Below are 21,493 nucleotides of genomic sequence, written 5' to 3'. Positions count from 1 at the left end.
TCAACGATCCCTGGGGTCGAGAGCATCGCGCAGGCCGTCGCCGACAAAATTCAGGGCGAACAGCGTCGAGACGAGGAAGAAGGCGGGGAACAAAAGCAGCCAATTGGCGGTGCCGATGTTCTTGGCGCCGGTCGAGATCAGCACGCCCCAACTGGTCATCGGTTCCTGCACGCCGAGCCCGAGGAAGGACAGGAAACTCTCCAGGATGATGACATGCGGCACCAGCAGCGTCATGTAGATGACCACCGGCCCAAGCAGGTTGGGAATGACGTGGCGGATCAGGATGCCGCGTTGCCCGACGCCCATCGCCTCCGCCGCCTGGACGTATTCCTGCCGCCGGATCGACAGCGCTTGGCCGCGCACGATTCGCGCCATGTCGAGCCACAGCACGGCGCCGACCGCCAGGAACATCAGCACGAAATTCCGGCCGAAGAACACCACCAGCATGATGACGAAGAAGATGAACGGCAGCGAGTAAAGCACATCGACAATGCGCATCATCACCTCGTCGACCTTGCCGCCGGCAAGGCCGGCCGTAGCACCGTAGAGCACGCCGATGACGCCCGCCACAACCCCGGCGAGTAGGCCGATGGCCAGCGAGATGCGCCCGGCCATCAGCGTTCGCGACAGCAGATCGCGGCCGGTATTGTCCGTGCCGAACAGGAAATATTGCTGCCTGATCGAAGCACTCATCACCGCTTCAAGGCCGTCAGGCGATTTACCCTCGATCTTTGTATCATCGAAGGCATCCGAACGGTCGAGGTAGCGGACATTGCGGTCGTCGATCGGCTTGGGCGATGTGACGGTGACGAAGATGCGGTTGCCTTCCTGCCGCCACTCCTTGATGTCGACACGCATGCGCTTGATCGCGTCATTGAGCGCGGTTTCTATCATGTCGGCCTTCGGATAGGCCGAGAAGCTCGGCGGCGTGCGCACATGGTCGGCGTAGATGGTGGTGTATCGATGCGGCAGCAAAGACGGCCCGAACACGCTGATTACGGCGATAAAGGCAAGATAATACAGGCTGAACATGGCGGCGCGATTGGCCTTGAGCCGCGCCCAGGCATCGCCCCATAGGGAGCGGCCGACGATGGCCGGACCGGTGGCTGCGATGTCAGTCATAGCGCACCCTCGGATCGACGAAGGCATACATGACGTCGACGATCAGGTTGAAGACGATGGTGAACAGCGCGATCACCACCACGGTGCCCATGACCAGTGTGTAGTCGCGGTTGAGCGCGGCATCGACGAAATAGCGGCCGATGCCGGGAATAGAAAAGATCGTCTCGACGATGATCGAACCGGTGAGGAGCGCCGCCGCCGCTGGGCCGGTAAAGGAGACGATCGGCAGTATGGCGCCGCGCAGCGCATGCTTGACGATGACAGACCAGTCCGACAGGCCGAGCGCGCGTGCGGTGCGGATGTGGTGAGAGCGCAACGATTCGATCATCGAGCCGCGCATCAGGCGAGCGACGATGGCGATCTGCGGCAAGGCGAGCGTCAGCACCGGCCCGACCTTGTTGAGCAAGGCGCCATCGCCCCAGCCGCCGATCGGCAGCAGCTTCCAGGTCAGGCCGAACACAAGCTGGATCACCGGAGCGATGACGAAGGTCGGGACGGTGCTGCCGGCGGCGGCCAGCGCGATCACCGAGTAGTCGGCAAGCCTGTTCTGGTTGAGCGCGGCAACAGTGCCGAGGAGGCCGCCGAGCAGCAGTGCCAGGATCAGGGCCGAGGCGCCGATCTGGATTGAAACGGGCAGGCCCCTGGCAAACAATTCGGTGACGGTGAAATCCGGCATGTTGTAGCTCGGACCGAAATTGCCGCGCAGCAGATTGCCGAGATAGTGGACATATTGCAGCCAGAGCGGGTCGTTGAGGCCGAACTGCGCTTCAAGATTGGCCTTGATCTCGGGGCTGAGGCCCCGCTCCTGATTGAACGGGCCGCCAGGCGCGACACGTATCAGGAAGAACGCCATGGTCACGATGACGAACAGCGTCGGGATGGCGGTCAGGAGCCGCCGGAATACGTATCGTAGCATCGGTTCCCCGCTTTGCTAGCAAACCGGAGCCGCCGCCCCTAACGCATGACCCGAACCGAAGGTTCGGAAAGGATCACGCGCAAATCAAGGCGTTACAGCGCCCTTTGCACGTCCCGGAGGACGCGCGGCGCTGTAAAGGAGCGGCAGTCCGGCCAAGGAGATCAGTCCTTGGAGATGAAGCGGGACGGATGCACGTCCATGACGTTATCCTCGAAGCCATGAAGCTTCGGAGAAACGATATCCTTGTAGCTATAGTAGAGAAGCGGGATGTTGCCGACCTCGTCGACGAGGATGCGCTCGGCCTCGGCGAGTTCTTTCATGCGCTGTTCGGGCTTGCCGCCGGCGGCGGCCGCCTCGTCCATGGCCTTCTCGAATTCCGGGCTGTTGTAGCCCGAATAGTTGTTGCCGCTTGCCTTGCGGGAGATGCCGAGGAAGGTTTCCGGATCCTTGTAATCGGCAATCCAGCCAGCACGCGCCACGTCGTAGTCGCCCTTCTGCTCAAGGAAGGAGTAGTGGGTCTTGGTGTCGGTGTTGAGCAGCGTGACTTCGACGCCGAGCGGCTTCAACTGCTCCTGGATGGCGACCGCAGTGTTCTTGTGGTTTTCCGACGTGTTGTAGCGGATTTCCATCTTCAGCGGTTTCTCGGGGGTATAGCCAAGCTTCTCGAGTACCTTCTTGGCCTCATCCTCGCGGTCGATCTGCGACATATCCGCGTATTTGGCCATTGCCGGCGTATAGCCCTCAATGCCTGGAGGCACCATCGAATAGCCGGGCAGCATCGAGTTCTGCCAGACCTTTTCGGCAAGGAAATCGCGGTCGACTGCCATGGAGATGGCGTTGCGCAGTTCGACGTTGTCCCACGGGGCCTTGTCGGTCTTGATCGCAAAATAGTAGGTGCCGAGGTAAGGCCCGACGCGAATCTGATCGCCAAACTTGGCCTTGAGGTCGGCGAGCTGCTCGGTCGGGAGGTCGTCGTAGCTGTCGAGTTCGCCGGCCTCAAAGCGCTTCATCGCCGACGAACGATCTTCGGTCGGGATGTAGTTGACGACGTCGAGCTTGACGGTCGCAGCGTCCCAGAATTTCGGATTCTTGACCAGTTTGATGTGGTCGTTGGGAACCCACTCCGCCAGCGTATAGGCGCCGTTGGAGACCAGATTGCCCGGCTTGATCCAATCGGCGCCGAGCTTTTCCATTGAGGCCTTGTTGACCGGATAGGCCGCCTGGTGGGTCAGCATTTCGAGGAAATAGGGCGTGGGCGCCTTCAGCGTCACTTCCAGCGTATTTGCGTCGATTGCCTTGACGCCCATCTCCTCGGGCTTGGCCTTCTTGGTGTTCACCTCCTCGGCATTCTTCACGGGATAGAGCATCGAAGCGTATTCGGCGCCGGTGGCCGGGTCTTCCAGCCGTTGGAAAGCGTAGACGAAGTCATCTGCCGTGACCGGAGCACCATCCGACCAGACGGCGCCCTTGCGCAGCTTGAAGGTGTATACGGTGCCGTCGTCCGATACTGTCCAGCTTTCGGCGGCGCCCGGGATGAGGTTCGCCTTTGCGTCCTGCATGGTCAGCCCCTGGAACAGGTCACGCAAAATATTTGCTTCGTAAATTGTCGAGGTCTTGTGCGGGTCGAGCGACTCCGATTCGGCGGCGGTGCCGCGGTTATAGACGACCTCGGCGAAGGCCGGCGTGTAGAACGTGCCGGCGGCCAAGGCCATGGTTGTGGCGAACACCGTCGCCTTCAGCATATTTTTCAGCATGGAGTTCTCCCTGTCGAGGCGGCCGTTCAGCTGCGCCTCTTGAGTGTTGACGCCCCGAAACCGATTAGATGGCCCTTTGAGCGCGCCGCCGGTTCCCTTTCCGGCAGCTGGTGGCCAAACAGTAACGTGGCGATTTTTTATTTCAACAGACTCGTTAGGTCACCCTAAGTAAGGCGCAGCGACAGGCCACTTCGTGACCGGCAGAACAGCGGCTTGCTTCGTTTCCCATTTCAAACCTTCGTTTCCGGCCAGAAACTCGTCGTCGATTCCACTTTGCCGAAATGTCTTAATGCGTCTTTAAACAACGATGGGTTATATTTTTCGTGAGCTTCGGTATGTCTCGATGGGCGAAGGACATGAACCGCGAAGAAAGTAAGACAATCTCTATAGAGCGTCATGAATCGCGCCGTGTAAGACTCAAATTACGCCAGTTTAGAGAGCAGTCCGGAACTTCCGCTGTTGAGTTCGCGCTGCTTTCGCCGATTTTTATCTTACTTTTGCTCGGAATGGTTGCATATGGTATCTATTTCGGGGCAAGCCACTCCGTGCAGCAAATTGCGGCGGACGCCGCCCGCACGGCGATTGCCGGGCTGAACGAAGGCGAGCGCCAGGCGCTGGTGACCAGTTTCGTCAACAACAATGCCGGCGGATATCCCTTCGTCAAATCCGACAAGCTGACCTATCAGGCAAAGGACAGCACGGCCGACGGAAAACAGTTCGTCGTGTCCATCCAATATGATGCCCGCAACCTGCCCGTCTGGAATTTGTTCCCGGCGCTGCCCATGCCTGGAACCACGATCTCACGCCAGTCGACAATCCGGGTTGGAGGCATCTGAATGTCGGAACCTTTGCCGAGGAGGATCGGCCGGGCCGCCCGCTCAATGCTTGGCGATCTGAAGGCGAACTTCACCGTCATGACGGCGCTGTGCGCACCGTTCGCGCTGGCGCTGGCCGGCTTCGCCATCGACGAAGGCTCGATCTACACGGAGCGCCGGGAAGCCCAGGCAATGACCGATCTGGCGGCAATCACTGCCGCCTCGAACATCACGAACATTGAGGCCGCGGTGGTGGCCACGCTCGGCGACAATGGAATGCCGGGTATCGTTGTTCAGAAGGCAGGACAGACGATCGCCCCTGCCCTCGGAAAAACCGTCGTGTCGGTCACCGCCGGCCGATACTCACCAGAGTCGTCGCTCGGCGTCGACAAGCGCTTCGAGGCCGGCAAGACGCCGTACAATGCCGTCTATGTCGCGCTGAAAAAGATTCCTGCCCGCTATTTCGCAAGTTCGCTTATTCCTACGCCGGTCATCGGCACCGAAGCCCTTGCCAGCGTCACGCCACAGGCGATGTTCTCGGTCGGGTCCAGGCTTCTCAGCGTCAATGGCGGCATCCTGAACTCGCTTCTCAGCGGCCTCCTGGGCACTAACATCTCGCTCAGCGTCATGGACTATAACGCCCTGATCTCGGCCGATGTGAATGTGCTTTCGTTCGTCGACGCTCTTGCCGTCCAGTTGCAACTGACAGGCGTCAGCTATTCAGACGTGCTGGCATCAAAAGCGACAGTGGGCCAGGTAGCCACGGCCCTGGCTAACGTTTCAACAGTTGGCAGCAGCAGCAAGCTCGTTCTGCAGACAATCGCGTCCAGAGCCACCAGCACGGTCAAAATCCCGCTCAATCGTCTTGTCGACCTTGGATCAATTGGCCAGTTGGGCCTCGGACAAAAGCCGGCTGGCCTTTCCGTCGATGCAAGCGTCATGGGCATGCTGGCCACCGCCGCTGCACTGGCCAACGGTTCGAACCAGGTCCAGGTCAATCTCGGGGCCACCATTCCGGGGCTTACCTCGACCACACTTGCCGTAGCCATCGGCGAACCGGCGCAATTCTCGCCATGGCTGACAATCGGCGAGAAGGGCGCCGTGGTGCGTACGGCGCAGACGAGGATCAAGCTGGTGGCATCCGTCGGCATCGGCAATTCGAATCTTGGTGGCGGTATCAGCCTGCTGGCCGTCAAACTGCCGCTGCATGTTGAGGTGGCCTCCGCCGAAGCCAGGCTGACCGACATCAGCTGCCCGACCGGGCACCCCGACAGTTTGAAGGTTACCATTGCCGCACGTCCGGGCCTTGCCTCGCTACACCTTGGCGCCAGCGATGCCGACAACAGCCCCTCCGCCTTCGCCGATTTCAGCAACCCACAGTCGTTTCAAAATGCCGAAATCGCGCAGGTCAGCGTGAAGCTTCTGTTTCTCACCCTGAGTCTGGTCGGCGTGAATGGTTCTGCGGCCGTTGAGATCGCCAACAACGATCCGACGATACTGACCTTCAACAGCACCGAAATCGCAAACAAGACGATAAAAACCGCTTCCACGAAAAACCTGACGCAATCTCTCACCACGTCGCTGGTCGGCAATTTGTCGCTTTCGGTCAGTGCGCTGGGCCTCGGGCTTGATGTAACCGCCCTTCTTGGAACGGTGAAGCCGGCAGTGGTGGCGCTGCTGAACGGCGTGACGGCGCCGGTCGACGAATTGGTTTACAACGTGCTTGCGGCACTGGGCGTGCGCGTCGGCGAGGCCGACGTCCGGGTCATGGGCGCGACTTGCGGGCGCTCCGTGCTCGTTCAATGACGACCAAGTAGAGAGATCAGCCGGCTCGTCCGAGAAAGCAGCTTAGCGGCGGCAGTGACAGAGCGCCGTTCTGGAAGGCCCCACCAACCCCAAGATCGATCGTCTCTGCGACATCGACGTCCTGCGGCAACCGCCAATTGGCTGGCTCATCGGCGAAATTAAAGACGCAAAGCAGCTTTTCGCCGCCGCCTTCGCGGATGAAGGCAAGGACATCGCGCTCGGCATCGAGGAACCGGATCGAGCCCCGAACCAGCGCCGCATGCTGCTTGCGCAAAGCAAGCATCATCCGGTAGCTGGCTAGAACCGACTTTTCCTCGCCGTTCTGGACATCGACCGCGCGGGCGCGATGGCTTTCCGGGATCGGGAGCCACGGCTCGCCTGTTGAAAACCCGGCATTGTCGGCGCCTTTCTCCCAGACCATCGGCGTGCGGCATCCATCCCTGCCCTTGAATCCCGGCCAGAAGCGGATGCCGTACGGATCGCGCAGATCCTCGAACGCCAATTCCGCCTCCTCCAGCCCGAGCTCCTCGCCCTGATAGAGGCAGATCGATCCACGCAGGCATGACAGCAGCGCGATCGAGAACTTCGCCGTCCTTTCCAGATCGCCGCCAGGCCTCGTCCAGCGTGTCACATGGCGAACGACATCGTGGTTGGAAAACGCCCAGCAGACCCAACCGTCCAAGACCGTACTCTCGAAAGCCTCGACACATCCGCGTACATGTGCTGCCGAGAATTGCGGACCGAGCAGGTCGAACGTGTAGCACATGTCGAGCTTGTCGCCGCCGCTGGTGTAGGCGGCGAGCGTCTGCAACGAACGGGTTTCGTCGCCGACCTCGCCGACGGCGGCGCGGCCCTCATATTCGTCGAGCAGCGCCCGAAACCGCTTGAGGAATGCGAGGTTTTCGGGCTGCGTTTTGTCAAACAGATGCTCCTGATAGAGGTAGGGATTGGTTTCGGTGTTGGTGCCGGCGACGCTCGACGCCAGGGGCGGGTTGCTGCGCAGCCAGCGGTCATGGACATAGTAGTTGACCGTATCGAGCCGAAAGCCGTCGACGCCGCGCTCCAGCCAAAACCGCACCGTTTCCAGCAAGGCGTCCTGAACCTCCGGATTGTGGAAATTGAGGTCCGGCTGGGAGGCGAGGAAATTATGCATGTAGTATTGTCTGCGGGTCGCGTCCCACTCCCAGGCGGGGCCGCCAAAGACCGACAGCCAGTTATTGGGCGCGGTGCCGTCAGGCCTCGGATTGGCCCAGACATACCAGTCCGCCCTAGGGTTATCGCGGCTCGCGCGGCTTTCGACGAACCATTCGTGCCGGTCGGACGAATGCGACAGGACCTGGTCGATAATGACTTTCAGGCCGAGACGGTGCGCCTCGGCGACCACCGTCTCGAAATCCTCTGATATGCCGAACATCGGGTCGACGGCTGTATAGTCGGATACGTCGTAGCCCATATCGGCCATCGGTGACTTGAAGAAGGGCGACAGCCAGACGGCGTCGACGCCAAGCGATGCGACATGAGCCAGCCTTGAGACAATGCCGCGCAGATCGCCACTGCCGTCCCCTGTCGTGTCCTGCAAGGAGCGCGGGTAGATCTGGTAGATGACGCAGCCGCGCCACCACTCGGCGTTGTCACTTGCCACCGCCGTTCTCCTTTATCTGAGCCTGCGCGGCTTTGTGTTCGATCATGAAAATCACCGTTCGCCCCGCCACCGGCCGTGAAATTCCGGCTGCGCCGTCCGGTGTTTCGATGGCTGGCTCCCAGCGAAATCCGTCGCGCTCCGGCAGCGTGAACATACACGCCCGGCGATCGCCATTGATGACCACGGCAAGGCGGCAATCATCGCCGCCGAGCATCATGATCAGGCGGTACCGCCCGAAATCGTGCCAGCCTGCCTCATCGAGCGGCATGCCGGTTTCAGTCAGCCAGACGACGTCCGGTATTTCTGACCCGGGCCGCGGCTCTCCGGTCAGCAAGCGCGTGTCGGAAAGCGCCGGCACGGAACGACGCATCGCGGCGAGCAAAACGGCGGATTGTTCCAACGCCTGGTCACGCCCGGTCCAGTCGAGCCAGGTGATCTCGTTGTCCTGCGCATAGGCATTGTTGTTGCCCTTCTGGGTGCGGCCGAATTCGTCGCCGGCGGTCAGCATGACCGTGCCGCGCGAGGCAAACAGTGTCGCGAGCAGCGCACACTGGTCATCGAAACGAGCCGTAACGATCCCCCGGTCGCCGGTCTCACCCTCGACGCCATTGTTCCAGGACAAGTTGTCGTCGTGGCCATCGCGGTTCTGCTCGCCATTGGCCTCATTGTGCTTGTGCTCGTAGGCAACAATGTCGGCCAGCGTCATGCCGTCATGCGCGGCGATGAAATTGACGCTGCGGCTTGTCTGGTGGCCTGGCTTGGCAAACACGTCGGACGAGCCGGCAAGCCGGGTCGCCAGCGCGCCGACCATGCCGCTATCGCCGCGCCAGAACCGGCGGATGTCGTCGCGATATTTGTCGTTCCATTCGAGGAAGGGCGGCGGAAAATTGCCAAGCTGATAGCCGTCCGGGCCGATATCCCAAGGCTCGGCGATCAGCACCCTGTCACTAAGGACCGGGTCGTTCCGAATAGCCATAAGCAACGGTGCCGCCGCGTCGAATACGCCATCGACCCGACCCAAAATGGGCGCCAGATCGAAGCGGAAACCGTCGACGCCAGCATGGCGGACAAAGTGACGAAGCGTGTCGAGGATCATTTCCCGGACGATCGGATGATCACAGGCGACCGTGTTGCCGGTGCCGGTGTCGTTAGCCAAGCTGCCGTCCGGCCAATGTCGGAAGTAGGCGCGGCTGTCGAGGCCGCGCAGCGACAGCGTCGGCCCAAGCCTGTCGCTTTCGCCGGTGTGGTTGAAGACGAGGTCGAGGATGACGCCGATGCCGGCCTCACGCAGCGTGGCGACGGTCTGCCGCAATTCCGCGAGACCGCCGGGCGCCAGGCGCGGATCGAGCGCCATGAAGGTCACGGGGTTGTAGCTCCAGGCATTACGCAGCCCGAGCGGCGGCAGATGCCGCTCATCGATCGATGCCGTCACCGGCATCAGTTCGACCGCCCCGACCCCGAGTTTTTTCAGGTGCTCGACGATGGCCGGATGGGCAAGAGCTGCAATCGTTCCGCGCTGGGGCTTCGGGATGTCCGGATGCAGCATTGTGAAGGCGCGCACCGGCACTTCGTAGATCAGGCCACCGGGCTGGAATAGCGGCGGCAAGGCAGGCACCGGTTGCGGCAGGGTGGCGGCAATCGCTTTCGGCAGCAGCGGCGCGGTATCGGTGCCCTCGCCCCGTCGTGCGGCGAGCCTGATGTCATAGACGTAAGGCCTGTCGATCTCGACGGCATATGGGTCGACCAGCAGCTTGTCGGGATCGAACCAGAGCCCTTTCTCGGGCGCATAGTCGCCATCGGCGCGAAACCCGTATCGGGTGCCGGCAGCGAGGCCGGCAACGAAAAGCGCGTGAACGCCCTCGCCTTCCGGCTGGAGTTCGAGCCGGTCGGTCTCCGTGTTACCCTGCTCATCAAAGATCGACACCCAGAGCCGGCTGGCTGCAGACGACCATGCGGCAAAGCGAATGCCTTCGCGGGTAACGGTGGCGCCGAGTGAGGTCACGCACACTCGCAGCAGCAGGTTGGCTCCCCCTTCTTCCCTTGTGGGAGAAGGTGTCGCCAAAGGCGACGGATGAGGGGTGCTCCAGCTAGGCACCGACAGCACTCCGTCCAACACCCCTCATCCGGCTCGGCGCTACGCGCCAATCCACCTTCTCCCACAAGGGGAGAAGGAAAGGCGCGCCGCGCCAGCTTCACGTAATCACGCTCGGCTTGGCGCGGCCGGTATGGCTGCGAATCCCGGCAATATCATCGGCTGCCGCAATCAGGTCGGCAAGCGCCTCCTGCGTGTCGAGATCATGCCTGGACTTGTCCGGCTCGTAGCGCTCGATATAGACGCGCAGCGTCGCGCCCGAGGTGCCGGTGCCGGAAAGACGGAAGACGACGCGCGATCCGCCTTCGAACAGCACCCTGATGCCCTGGTTCTTGGCTATCGAGCCGTCGACCGGGTCGTGGTAGGCGAAATCATCGGCGCTGGCGATCTTCATGCCACGCACGCTGGTGCCGGGCAGTGATGCGAGTTTCGCCCGCAACTCGTCGACCAGCGCGTTGGCGCGGTCGGTCTCGACCTCCTCATAGTCGTGGCGCGAGTAGTAATTGCGGCCATAGGCGGCCCAGTGCTCAGTGACGATCTGCTTGGCGCTTTCGCCGCGGGCAGCAAGGATATTGAGCCACAAAAGCACGGCCCACAGCCCGTCCTTTTCGCGCACATGGTTGGAGCCGGTTCCGGCACTTTCTTCGCCGCAGATCGTTGCCATGTCGGCATCGAGCAGATTGCCGAAGAATTTCCAGCCGGTCGGCGTTTCATAGATACCGATGCCGAGCTTCTCGGCGACGCGGTCGGCTGCACCGCTGGTCGGCATCGAACGCGCAATGCCTTTCAGGCCGGCCTTGTAGCCCGGTGCCAGATGGGCGTTGGCGGCAAGCATGGCCACCGAGTCCGACGGCGTAACGAAAATGCCCTTACCGATGATCAGGTTGCGGTCGCCGTCGCCGTCAGAAGCAGCTCCGAAATCCGGCGCATCCGGTCCCATCATCTCGTCATAGAGGTGTTTGGCATGCACCAGGTTGGGGTCTGGGTGGTGGCCGCCGAAATCCGGCAGGGGGATGAAGTTGCGGGCGGTACCGTTCGGCGCGCCGAGCCGGTTTTCCAGGATCTCTTTGGCATAGGGACCGGTCACGGCATGCATGGCGTCGAAGCGCATGCGGAAGCCTGACTTGAACAGCGCACGCAAGGCATCGAAATCGAACAGGCTTTCCATCAGCTCGGCATAGTCGGCGACCGGGTCGATCACCTCGACCGTCATGCCGCCCGCCTCGACGGTGCCGATCGTGTCGAGGTCGACCGTGCCGATGTCGGCGATCTTGAAGCTGGAGATTACCTTGGTCTTGGCGAAGATCGCGTCGGTCAGCTTTTCCGGCGCCGGGCCGCCATTGCCGGCGTTGTATTTGATGCCGAAATCCTCGTGCGGGCCGCCCGGATTGTGGCTGGCCGACAGAATGATGCCGCCGAAGGCCTTGTATTTGCGGATGACATGCGAAGCGGCCGGCGTTGACAATATACCGCCCTGCCCGACCATCACCTTGCCGAAGCCGTTTGCCGCCGCCATGGCGATGGCCGTCTGGATGACCTCGCGGTTGTAGAAGCGGCCGTCGCCGCCGATCACCAGGGTCTTTCCCTTGAAACCATCCAGCGCATCGAAGATCGACTGGATGAAGTTCTCGGCATAGTGCTCCTGCTGGAACACCGGCACCTTCTTGCGCAGCCCGGACGTGCCGGGCTTTTGGTCGGAGTAGGGTTTGGTGGCGACGGTTCGTATCATGATGCGTCAGACAGCCCTTTTCGAAAGCAGCAAGCGATAGAGTTGAAGGTATTTTTCTGCGCTTTTATCCCACGACACATCCGCCTTCATGCCTTGCCGCTGCATCGACGTCCAGACCATGGGGTTGGCGTGTGCCTCGACCAGTCGGCGGATGGCGTGCAGCAAGGCGCCGGCATCGGCGGGTGCGAACTGGAAGCCGGTCGCCACACCTGCCGATATCGCCGCTTCATTGGCGTCGATGACGGTGTCGGCAAGGCCGCCGGTGCGGGCGACGAGCGGCACGCAGCCATAGCGCAAGCCGTAAAGCTGCGTCAGCCCGCAAGGCTCGAAGCGCGACGGGATTATGATCGCGTCACAGCCGCCCTGCATGGTGTGGGAAAGCGCCTCGTCATAACCGACGACGACGCCGATGCGACCGCGATGGCGAGCGGCGGCGGCCAGGAGGGCACCTTCGAGGCCGGCGTCGCCAGACCCCAGGATCGCCAAACGCGCGCCCCTGGCAACGATTCCGTCGACGGCCGCTGCCAGTATGTCCATTCCCTTCTGCCAGGTGAGCCGGCTGATGACGCAGACGATCGGGCTGTCGTCGCGGTCAAGGTTGAAACGATCCTCGACGGCGGTCCGGTTGGGGTGCCGCGCCTTCAATGTCTTCGCCGTGTAGTTGGAGACTAAATGCTTGTCGGTCTCAGGGTTCCATATCTCGGTGTCGATGCCGTTGACGATGCCATAGAGATCGACGGAGCGCATGTTGAGGAGGCCATCGAGCCCCATGCCGAATTCCGGCGAGCGGATCTCCTGCGCATAGGTCGGACTGACTGTGGTGATCGCCCAGGCGGCCTGCAGGCCAGCCTTGAGGAAACCGACGCCACCATAATACTCGACGCCGTCGAGCGCCATGGCCGCCGCGGGCAAGCCAAGCTCGCCAAAGATGCCGGCGCCGAACTGACCCTGGAAAGCCAGGTTATGGACGGTTATCATCGACGGCGTGCCGACCGCCTTGCCGTAGCGCATATAGGCCAGCGTCATCGCCGATTGCCAGTCATGGGCATGGACGATATCCGGCTGGTAGCCCGAGATGGCGCCGCCGGCGATGTCGCCGCCAACCTGGCTCAAGGCCGCGAAACGCCGCCAATTGTCCGGCCAGTCGGCGCCGGTGGCGTTGCCATAGGGACCGCCGGGACGATCGAACAGATGCGGCGCGTCGAGCACGAACAGGTCGAGCCCGGCAATCTGGGCGGCATGGACCGACGCCTTGCCGCCTTGCAGCAGCGGATATTGGTGAACGGGCTTTTTCCTTTTGAAGGCATCCATCACCTGGGGATAGCCGGGAACAAGCGTGCGCATCGTCACGCCCTTGCCGGCGAGCGCGATGGGTAATGCGCCGGTCACGTCGGCAAGCCCGCCAGTCTTGATCAGAGGAAATATTTCGGGCGTGACCGACAGAACCTGCATTCATTACAATCCCAGTTTGTCGATCATGACCTGCGTGACGAGGCAGATGCCCTTTTCGGAAACGCGGAAGCGCTTGGCGTCGAGAACGGGATCCTCGCCGACCACCAGCCCCTCCGGTATCCTCACGCCATGGTCGATCACCACGCGCTTCAATCTTGCGTTCCGGCCGACCTGGCAGTCTGGCAGCATGACGACTTCCTCGAGCGTCGAATAGGAGTTGATGCGCGCGCCGGTGAAGATCAGGCTTCGCTTCAGCGAAGCACCAGAGACGATGCAATCACCTGATACGAGCGACGACACAGCCGAGCCGCGGCGGCCATCCTCGTCATGCACGAACTTTGCCGGCGGCTTCAGCTCCGCATAGGTCCAGATCGGCCAGTCGCGGTCGTAGAGGTCGAGCTCCGGCGTGATGTCGGTGAGGTCGATATTGGCTTCCCAATAGGCGTCGACCGTCCCAACATCGCGCCAGTAGGCTTCGTTCTCGGCCGTCGAGCGCACGCAGGATTTGGCGAAGCGATGGGCGATCGCCTTCCCGTGCTCGACGACATAGGGGATGATGTCCTTGCCGAAGTCGCGGCTTGAGCCGGGCTCGGCCGCGTCGCGGCGCAGTTGCTCCATCAGGAACTTGGTCTTGAACACGTAGATGCCCATTGAAGCCAGGGCAAAATCCGGTTTGTCTGGAATGCCGGGCGGATCGGCCGGTTTCTCGATGAAGGAGATGATGGTGTCCTTGGCATCGACATGCATGACGCCGAAGCCGGTCGCCTCCATGCGTGGCACTTCGAGGCAGCCGACGGTGACGTCGGCGCCGGCGTCGACATGCTGGCGAAGCATCAGCTCGTAGTCCATCTTGTAGACGTGGTCGCCGGCCAGGATGACCATGTATTCGGGCCCGTAGGCCTCGATGATGTCGATGTTCTGGTAGACGGCGTCGGCCGTGCCCTCATACCATTGCGTTTCCGACACGCGCTGGCTGGCCGGCAGGATATCGAAGCTTTCGTTGCGCTCGGGCCGCAGGAAGTTCCAGCCGCGCTGCAGGTGGCGGATCAGCGAGTGTGCCTTGTACTGAGTGGCGACGCCGAGGCGGCGAATACCGGAATTGAGCGCATTGGAGAGCGCAAAATCGATGATGCGCGTCTTGCCGCCGAAATAGACTGCGGGCTTGGCGCGCCGGTCGGTCAATTCCTTGAGGCGGCTGCCACGGCCGCCGGCCAGAACATAGGCCATGGCATCGCGCGCCAGCGGCTGGGTCCGTTTTATCTCTGCCATTTTATCCTCCCAAGTTACGCGAGACATCGCTTAGTCCGGAGCAAATTCGAGCATGATCGTCGACAGTGGCGGCAACAGGATCGTCGCCGAGATGCCTCCTCCTTCCGCCCGAGCCTCGACGGCACCGCCATTGCCCTTGCCGGAACCGCCATAGTCGGTGGCGTCCGTGTTGATGATTTCGCGCCATCTTCCAGCCGTCGGCAACGGCACGCGATAATCGTCACGGGGCACCGGTGTAAAATTGGAGATGACGGCAACCGGGTTTCCGCCCGGCGCGCTGCGCAGCCAGGCAAAGACAGAGTTCGCGCTATCGTCGACGATCAGCCAGGAAAAGCCTTCCGGCTCGCAATCGCGAGCATGCAATGCCGGGCGTGAGCGGTAGAGATAGTTGAGATCGCGCACGGTCTGCCAGACGCCGCGATGGGCCTGGAAATCGAGCAGGTTCCAGTCGAGCGCGCGCGCCTCGCTCCACTCGCGGCGCTGGGCGAATTCCTGCCCCATGAACAACAGCTTTTTGCCGGGGTAACCCCACATGAAGGCGTAGTATGCGCGCAGCGTCGCGAATTTCTGCCAGTCGTCGCCGGCCATCTTGCCGAGCAGCGTCCCTTTGCCGTGCACGACCTCGTCATGGGAGAGCGGCAGCACGAAATTCTCGCTGAAGGCGTAGACCAGTCCGAAGGTGATGTCGCTGTGATGATGCTTGCGAAAAATTGGCTCCTTGGAGAAATACTCCAGCGTGTCGTGCATGAATCCCATGTTCCACTTGAAGCCAAAACCCAGCCCGCCCTCATGCACCGGCTGCGAAACTCTTGGCCATGAGGTCGATTCCTCGGCAATCGTCATCACGCCAGGATGATGGCCGTAGACCTCCTTGTTCATCCTCTGGAGGAAGCTGACCGCCTCAAGGTTCTCGCGCCCACCCTTTTCGTTGGGAATCCATTCGCCGGCCTTGCGCGAATAGTCGAGGTAGAGCATCGAGGCGACGGCATCGACCCGCAAACCATCGACGTGGTACTTCTCGGCCCAAAACAGCGCATTGTTGACGAGGAACGAGACGACCTCGCGCCGGCCGAAATTGTAGATCGCGGTGTTCCAGTCGGGATGGAAGCCCTTGCGCGGGTCGGCATGCTCATAGAGCGCGGTGCCGTCGAAATTGGCCAGGCCATGCGCGTCCACCGGAAAATGTGCCGGCACCCAGTCGAGGATGACGCCGAGGCCGGCGCGGTGGGCGCCGTCGACGAACCGGGCAAAACCGTCCGGATCGCCGAAGCGGGCCGACGGCGCGTAGAGGCCGGTCGTCTGGTAACCCCAGGACGGATCATAGGGATGTTCGGAGATCGGCATGAATTCGATGTGGGTGAAACCCGTGTCTACGACGTATGGGATCAGCCGGCCGGCAAGTTCGTCCCATGACAGGAAGCTGCCGTCGTCGTGAAGCTGCCAGGAGCCGGCATGGACCTCATAGATCGACACCGCCTCGCGCCTGGGATCGGCGTTGCGCCAGAAATTGCGATGCGCCTCGTCACCCCATTGATGCGCCGGCGGAAGCGCCGTCACCGAAGCCGTGGCCGGGCGCAGTTCGGACTTGAAAGCGAACGGATCGGCCTTCAGCGGCAGCCTCACGCCATCGGGCCCGATGATCTCGTATTTGTAGGGCCGGCCGGCGCCGATGTCGGGAATGAACAACTCCCAGATGCCGGTGTCGCGGCGGACGCGCATCGTATGCCGGCGGCCATCCCATTCATTGAAGTCGCCGACCACCGAGACGCGCCTTGCATTGGGCGCCCAGACGGCGAAATGCACGCCGGATGCACCCTCGTGATCGATGAGATGCGCACCAAGCTTGTCGAACAGCCTGAGGTGCGAACCTTCGGCGATGTAATAGTCGTCCAGCGGACCGAGCACCGGACCGAACGAATAGGGATCGGTCAGCCACCAGTCACCACCGGCATTGCGCGCGTGATAGCGCAGCGGCTGACGCTTTCTGAGCGACAGGCGGCCCTCGAAGAAGCCGCCTTCGTCGCGCCTGGAGAGTTCGCCGGCTTTCTTGCCGGTCAGCGTATAGGCAGTGACGAACTCGGCATGAGGGACGAAGCAGCGGGCGACAAAGCTGTTGTCAACCTCGTGCACACCGAGGACAGCGAAAGGGTCACTATGCGTGCCGGCGACAATTGCCGCGACATCACCGGCTGAAGCCAGTCCATCCGGCCCGCTTGTCGCAGCGGTCGCGCGTGGCTTCCTCATCAGGCAGTGACCCTCCCCGGCACCCGGACCACGTTGTTAGTGGCCTCATGCAATCATATCAGACCGGCACGTTCCAGATTTCTTTCGCATATTGGCGGATCGTACGGTCGGACGAGAACCAGCCGACGCGGGCAACATTGCGGATTGCCTTGGCGTACCAATCCGGGCTGTTGCGCCAGACGGCGTCAACTTCGCGCTGGGTGGCGGCGTAGGCATCGAAATCGGCGGCGACCATGAACCAGTCGCTCTGATAGAGGCCGTTCATCAGGTCGCGATAGCGTTCCGGATCGTCAGGCGAAAAGACGCCCGACGAAACGGCAGCCACGGCCTGCGCCAGTTCGGAAGAGGCTCCGATCACCGATCGCGGATCGTAGCCGTTGCTGCGTCGCTCGGCGACCTCTTCGGTGGTCAGGCCGAAAATGAAGATGTTGTCGTCGCCGACGCATTCCTTGATCTCGACATTGGCGCCGTCAAGCGTGCCGATGGTCAGCGCACCGTTCAGCGCGAACTTCATGTTGCCGGTGCCGGAGGCTTCCATGCCGGCGGTCGATATCTGCTCTGAAAGATCGGCGGCCGGCATCATGATCTCGGCCAGGCTGACATTGTAGTTCGGCACGAACACCACTTTGAGCAAGCCGCGAACGGCCGGGTCGCGGTTGATGACCTTGGCGACGTCGTTGGCGAGTTTGATGATCAGCTTGGCGTTGTGATAGCTGGGCGCTGCCTTGCCGCCAAAGAACTTGACGCGTGGCATCCAGTTGCGCTCCGGATGGGAGCGGATCTGGTCGTAGAGGGCGACTGTTTCAAGGATATTCAGGAGCTGGCGCTTGTATTCGTGGATGCGCTTGATCTGGATGTCGAACAGCGCCGAGGGATCGACCTTGATGCCGAGGCGGTCGGCGACGAGATTGGCAAGCTTGGCCTTGTTCGCCCGCTTGACTGCCGCGAACTTGTCGCGGAAGGGGGCGTCGTCGGCAAAACCATCGAGCTCCTTGATTGCGTCTATATCGTCGAGGAAGCGGTCGCCGATCGCCTCGCGGGTGAGCGCGGTGAGACCGGGATTGCACTGGATCAGCCAGCGCCGCGGCGTGATGCCGTTGGTCTTGTTGTTGATGCGGTCGGGGTAGAGCCTATGGAGCTCGGCAAACACCGTTTCCTTCATCAGCTCGGTGTGAAGGGCAGAGACGCCGTTGATCGAGTGCGAGCCGACAAAGGCCAGATTGCCCATGCGCACCCGGCGCTCGCCATTCTCCTGTATCAGCGAGATCTGGCTGATCTGCTCGTCAGAAAACTGGTCGGAGGCGCGCGCCTCCAGCAGCACTTCGGCGTTGATGGCGTAGACGATCTGCATATGGCGCGGCAACAGCCGCTCGAACAGCGGCACCGGCCAGCTTTCGAGCGCTTCGGGAAGCAGCGTGTGGTTGGTGTAGCCGAAAGTACGCTTGGTGATACTCCAGGCCTGATCGAAATCCATGCCGTGGACGTCCATCAACAGGCGCATCAGCTCGGCCACCGCGATGGCCGGATGGGTGTCGTTCAGATGGATCGCCGCCTTGTCGGGCAGCGACTGCAGGTCGCCATACTGGCTGAGATGACGCTGGATAATGTCCTGCAACGATGCGCTGGAAAAGAAATACTCTTGCCTAAGCCGCAGCTCCTGACCGGCCTTGTGGGAATCAGCAGGGTAAAGGACGCGCGACAAGGCATCGGCCTTGTTGCTTTCGGCGAGCGCACCGATGTGGTCGCCGGCGTTGAACTTGTCGAGCAGGATCGGATCGATCGGCATGCTGGACCAGAGCCGCAGCGTGTTGACGCGGTTGGCCCGCCAGCCAACCACCGGCGTATCGTAGGCAACCGCCAGAACATGTTCGATCGGCTTCCAGACGTGGCGCTCAAGCCTGCCGTCCTTCGATGTGATCGATTCGACCGAGCCGCCGAAACCGACCTCGAAAGAACGTTCGCGCCGCTCGAACTCCCAAGGGTTGCCGTGATCGAGCCAGGTCTCGGGCAGCTCAACCTGCCAGCCGCCATGGATTTCCTGCCGAAACATGCCATTGGCGTAGCGAATGCCATAGCCATGCGCGGGAATGTCGACGGTTGCCATGCTTTCCATGAAGCAGGCGGCGAGCCGGCCAAGACCGCCATTGCCAAGCGCTGCATCTGGCTCGAGGGCCGCGATGAGGTCGAGGTCGACGCCGAGAGACCGCAGCGCTTCGCGCATATTATCCATCAGGCCAAGATTGGAGAAGGCGTCGCGCATCAGGCGGCCGATGAGGAATTCCAGTGACAAGTAATAGACGCGCTTTTCCTGATGGGCGTAGGCCTCTTGCGTCGCCTGCATCCAATGATCGACGATATGGTCGCGCACGACCTTGATCGAGGCGGTGAGCCAGTCGTATTGCGTCGCGACGCTGGTACCCTTGCCGAGCCTGTATTTGAGGGCCTTCAAGACTTCATCGGCAAGCGCCTTGGGATCGGAGTTTTCGAGAATGGGAGCTTTGGATGTCATCGCGCGCGTCATGCTGCCTCTCGTGCGGTTGCCATGATCATACCGGCTTTCACCATTCCTCCCAGCCTATGCTAGCGCATATTGTTGTGCGTTCAATCGAGTTAGATTGCCGCGGGGAAGCTTACCTGCGGCAACCTAGCAACTTAAAGCGCGTCGCGTTTGGGGGGCCTCTGCGACGCGCCTTAAGTTCTTACTTATGTGCATGTCGTTGTCCCAAAACCGCTGCGCTCGGTTCGCGCCCGAGGGCATGCTTTTGGGCGACATGCATCAGGCCGCCAGCGCCGCCTCCGGCGGAAGCTTCGCTCCGGTCATGAAGGCGACGGCGTCGGACATCGTATATTGCTTGGGATCGATGACACAGAGGCGACGGCCCAGCCGATGGATGTGAATGCGGTCGGCCACCTCGAAGACATGCGGCATGTTGTGCGAGATCAGCACGATCGGCAGGCCGCGCTTCTTCACGTCGAGGATCAGTTCGAGCACGCGGCGGCTCTCCTTGACGCCTAACGCCGCCGTCGGCTCATCCATGATGACCATCTTCGAGCCGAAGGCGGCGGCGCGCGCCACCGCCACGCCCTGGCGTTGGCCGCCCGACAGCGTTTCCACGGCCTGGCTGATGTTCTGGATGGTCATCAGGCCAAGTTCGGTGAGCTTGTCGCGGGCGCGCTTTTCCATTGCCGGGCGGTCGAGCATGCGCAGCCAGTCGCCCAGAAAACCCGGTTTGCGGATCTCGCGACCGAGGAACATATTGTCGGCGATCGACAGCGCCGGCGACAGCGCCAGGTTCTGGTAGACGGTTTCGATGCCGGCTTCACGGGCCTCGATGGGCGACTTGAAGAGCACCTGCTTGCGGTCTAACTCGATGATCCCCTCGTCCGGAATCACGGCGCCCGAGATCGCCTTGATCAGCGTCGACTTGCCGGCGCCGTTGTCGCCGATCACCGCCAGGATTTCTCCCGGATAGAGATCGAAGTCGCAGCTGTTCAGTGCGGTAACGCGGCCGTAGCGCTTGACGAGGCCACGCGCGGTGAGGATGGGCTCCTGGGTCATGGTTACACCGAAACCTTTCTGATCCACTGGTCGATCGCCACGGCGCCGATGATCAGCACACCGGTGAGCAGCACTTTCCATTGCGGATCGGCGCCCAGCATGTTGAGGCCCATCGAGACGACGCCGACGATCATCGCACCGAACAATGTGCCTAGAATCGAGCCGCGTCCGCCGAAGAGGGAAATACCGCCAATCACCGTCGCAGTGATCGCCTGCAAATTGTAGTCGGTGACGGCGGCAGACGGCGAGATCGAACCGTTGCGACCGATGGAGACCCAGGCAGCGAAAGCGGCGATCAGCCCGGCAAGTGTGTAGACCGAGATCAGCACCTTCTTGGTCTGGATGCCCGACAGCTTGGCCGCCTCCGGATCGTCGCCGACGGCGTAGACATGGCGGCCCCATGCCGTGTGATTGAGCACGTACCACAGGATCAGCACCAGCACGACCATGGCAATCACGCCGAACGTCAGCACCGCCGTGCCGATCTTGAAGTTCAGGCCAAACAAATGCAGCAGCGGCGCCTGGACATCGACGTCGGCATCGCGGATCGTCTCATTGGCCGAATAAATGAAGTTGGTGGCCATGACGATGTTCCAGGTGCCGAGCGTGACGATGAAGGGCGGCAGCTTCATGTACGCGACCAGCAGCCCGTTGAGCAGCCCGCAGGCCCCGCCGGCGGCAAGCCCAATCACCACGGCAAGCAAGGTCGGCAGACCATAGGTGACCGCGCAATTGCCCATGATCACGGCCGAAATCACCATGATCACGCCGATTGACAGGTCGATGCCGGCTGTAAGGATGACCAGCGTCTGCGCGGCTCCTAGAATACCAACGATGGCGATCTGCTGCAGGATCAGCGTCAGCGTGTAGGACGAAAAAAACCGTCCTCCGATCGTGACGCCGAAGACAGCGATCGACAGAACCAGCACGATCAGCGGAACCGCAGCCGGAGTGGAATGCAGGAAGTGCTGGATGCGCTTGACAATCGACGTGCCGTGCTCGTCGAAAGCAGCGACGCTTGTCTCGCTGTTCGAGAGAGCCTTTTCGAATTCCTGAACCTGAGCCATGTTTCCTCCCATGCGGCTTCAGCCAC

General features: G+C 61.7%; 14 protein-coding genes. 2 read left to right on the top strand and 12 right to left on the bottom strand.

Annotated features, from left to right (window positions below):
* The 3 genes from CIT31_RS09495 to CIT31_RS09485 form a co-directional block, all read right to left on the bottom strand.
* Nucleotides 1-1,122, bottom strand: a complete 1,122-nt coding sequence (locus tag CIT31_RS09495; RefSeq protein WP_095518373.1) for an ABC transporter permease — start codon at nt 1,120-1,122, stop codon at nt 1-3.
* Entirely contained in the window at nt 1,115-2,038 is a 924-nt protein-coding gene (locus tag CIT31_RS09490) for an ABC transporter permease subunit (RefSeq protein ID WP_095518372.1), read from the bottom strand. Before CIT31_RS09490 ends, CIT31_RS09495 begins: the two co-directional genes overlap by 8 nt.
* A gap of 161 nt (nt 2,039-2,199) precedes the next feature.
* Nucleotides 2,200-3,792, bottom strand: a complete 1,593-nt coding sequence (locus tag CIT31_RS09485) for a peptide ABC transporter substrate-binding protein (RefSeq protein WP_095518371.1) — start codon at nt 3,790-3,792, stop codon at nt 2,200-2,202.
* Between the two features lie 356 nt (nt 3,793-4,148).
* Between CIT31_RS09485 and CIT31_RS09480 the strand changes: the two genes are divergently transcribed.
* Together CIT31_RS09480 and CIT31_RS09475 are read left to right on the top strand one after the other, a co-directional pair.
* Nucleotides 4,149-4,628, top strand: a complete 480-nt coding sequence (locus CIT31_RS09480) for a TadE/TadG family type IV pilus assembly protein (RefSeq protein ID WP_095518370.1) — start codon at nt 4,149-4,151, stop codon at nt 4,626-4,628.
* A complete protein-coding gene (locus tag CIT31_RS09475; protein WP_245316154.1) occupies nt 4,629-6,413 on the top strand; it encodes a pilus assembly protein TadG-related protein in 1,785 nt (594 codons plus the stop codon).
* 16 nt (nt 6,414-6,429) lie between these two features.
* On the opposite strand, the gene bglA is transcribed toward CIT31_RS09475, so the two are convergent.
* The 9 genes from bglA to CIT31_RS09430 all read right to left on the bottom strand — a co-directional run bounded on the left by bglA (nt 6,430) and on the right by CIT31_RS09430 (nt 21,467).
* Entirely contained in the window at nt 6,430-8,055 is a 1,626-nt protein-coding gene (gene bglA / locus CIT31_RS09470) for a beta-galactosidase BglA (RefSeq protein WP_095518369.1), read from the bottom strand.
* Nucleotides 8,045-10,057, bottom strand: coding sequence for a glycogen debranching protein GlgX (glgX, locus tag CIT31_RS09465; protein ID WP_095518368.1), 2,013 nt, complete (start codon nt 10,055-10,057; stop codon nt 8,045-8,047). The genes bglA and glgX overlap by 11 nt, the downstream gene beginning before the upstream one ends.
* 190 nt (nt 10,058-10,247) lie before the next feature.
* Nucleotides 10,248-11,876: an alpha-D-glucose phosphate-specific phosphoglucomutase gene (locus tag CIT31_RS09460; RefSeq protein WP_095518367.1), complete on the bottom strand. Its 1,629-nt coding sequence runs from the start codon at nt 11,874-11,876 to the stop codon at nt 10,248-10,250.
* A 6-nt stretch (nt 11,877-11,882) separates the two neighbouring features.
* Complete coding sequence (gene glgA / locus CIT31_RS09455; protein ID WP_095518366.1) at nt 11,883-13,328, bottom strand: glycogen synthase GlgA; 1,446 nt, start codon at nt 13,326-13,328, stop codon at nt 11,883-11,885.
* Between the two features lie 3 nt (nt 13,329-13,331).
* A complete protein-coding gene (gene glgC, locus CIT31_RS09450) occupies nt 13,332-14,597 on the bottom strand; it encodes a glucose-1-phosphate adenylyltransferase (RefSeq protein ID WP_095518365.1) in 1,266 nt (421 codons plus the stop codon).
* Nucleotides 14,598-14,627: 30 nt separating this feature from the next.
* Complete coding sequence (gene glgB, locus CIT31_RS09445; protein WP_095518364.1) at nt 14,628-16,841, bottom strand: 1,4-alpha-glucan branching protein GlgB; 2,214 nt, start codon at nt 16,839-16,841, stop codon at nt 14,628-14,630.
* A 58-nt stretch (nt 16,842-16,899) separates the two neighbouring features.
* The gene (locus tag CIT31_RS09440) at nt 16,900-19,362 is read right to left on the bottom strand and encodes a glycogen/starch/alpha-glucan phosphorylase (RefSeq protein ID WP_095518363.1); all 2,463 of its coding nucleotides are present in this window, start codon (nt 19,360-19,362) and stop codon (nt 16,900-16,902) included.
* Nucleotides 19,363-19,617: 255 nt separating this feature from the next.
* Nucleotides 19,618-20,400: an ATP-binding cassette domain-containing protein gene (locus CIT31_RS09435; RefSeq protein ID WP_095518362.1), complete on the bottom strand. Its 783-nt coding sequence runs from the start codon at nt 20,398-20,400 to the stop codon at nt 19,618-19,620.
* Between the two features lie 2 nt (nt 20,401-20,402).
* The gene (locus tag CIT31_RS09430) at nt 20,403-21,467 is read right to left on the bottom strand and encodes an ABC transporter permease (protein WP_029355789.1); all 1,065 of its coding nucleotides are present in this window, start codon (nt 21,465-21,467) and stop codon (nt 20,403-20,405) included.
* Nucleotides 21,468-21,493: the final 26 nt, after the last annotated feature.

The sequence above is a fragment of the Mesorhizobium wenxiniae genome (genome assembly GCF_002284535.1).
GTDB lineage: Bacteria > Pseudomonadota > Alphaproteobacteria > Rhizobiales > Rhizobiaceae > Mesorhizobium > Mesorhizobium wenxiniae.
Note: the sequence above shows the minus strand (reverse complement) of the source record. Positions and strands in the feature narration are given on the sequence as shown.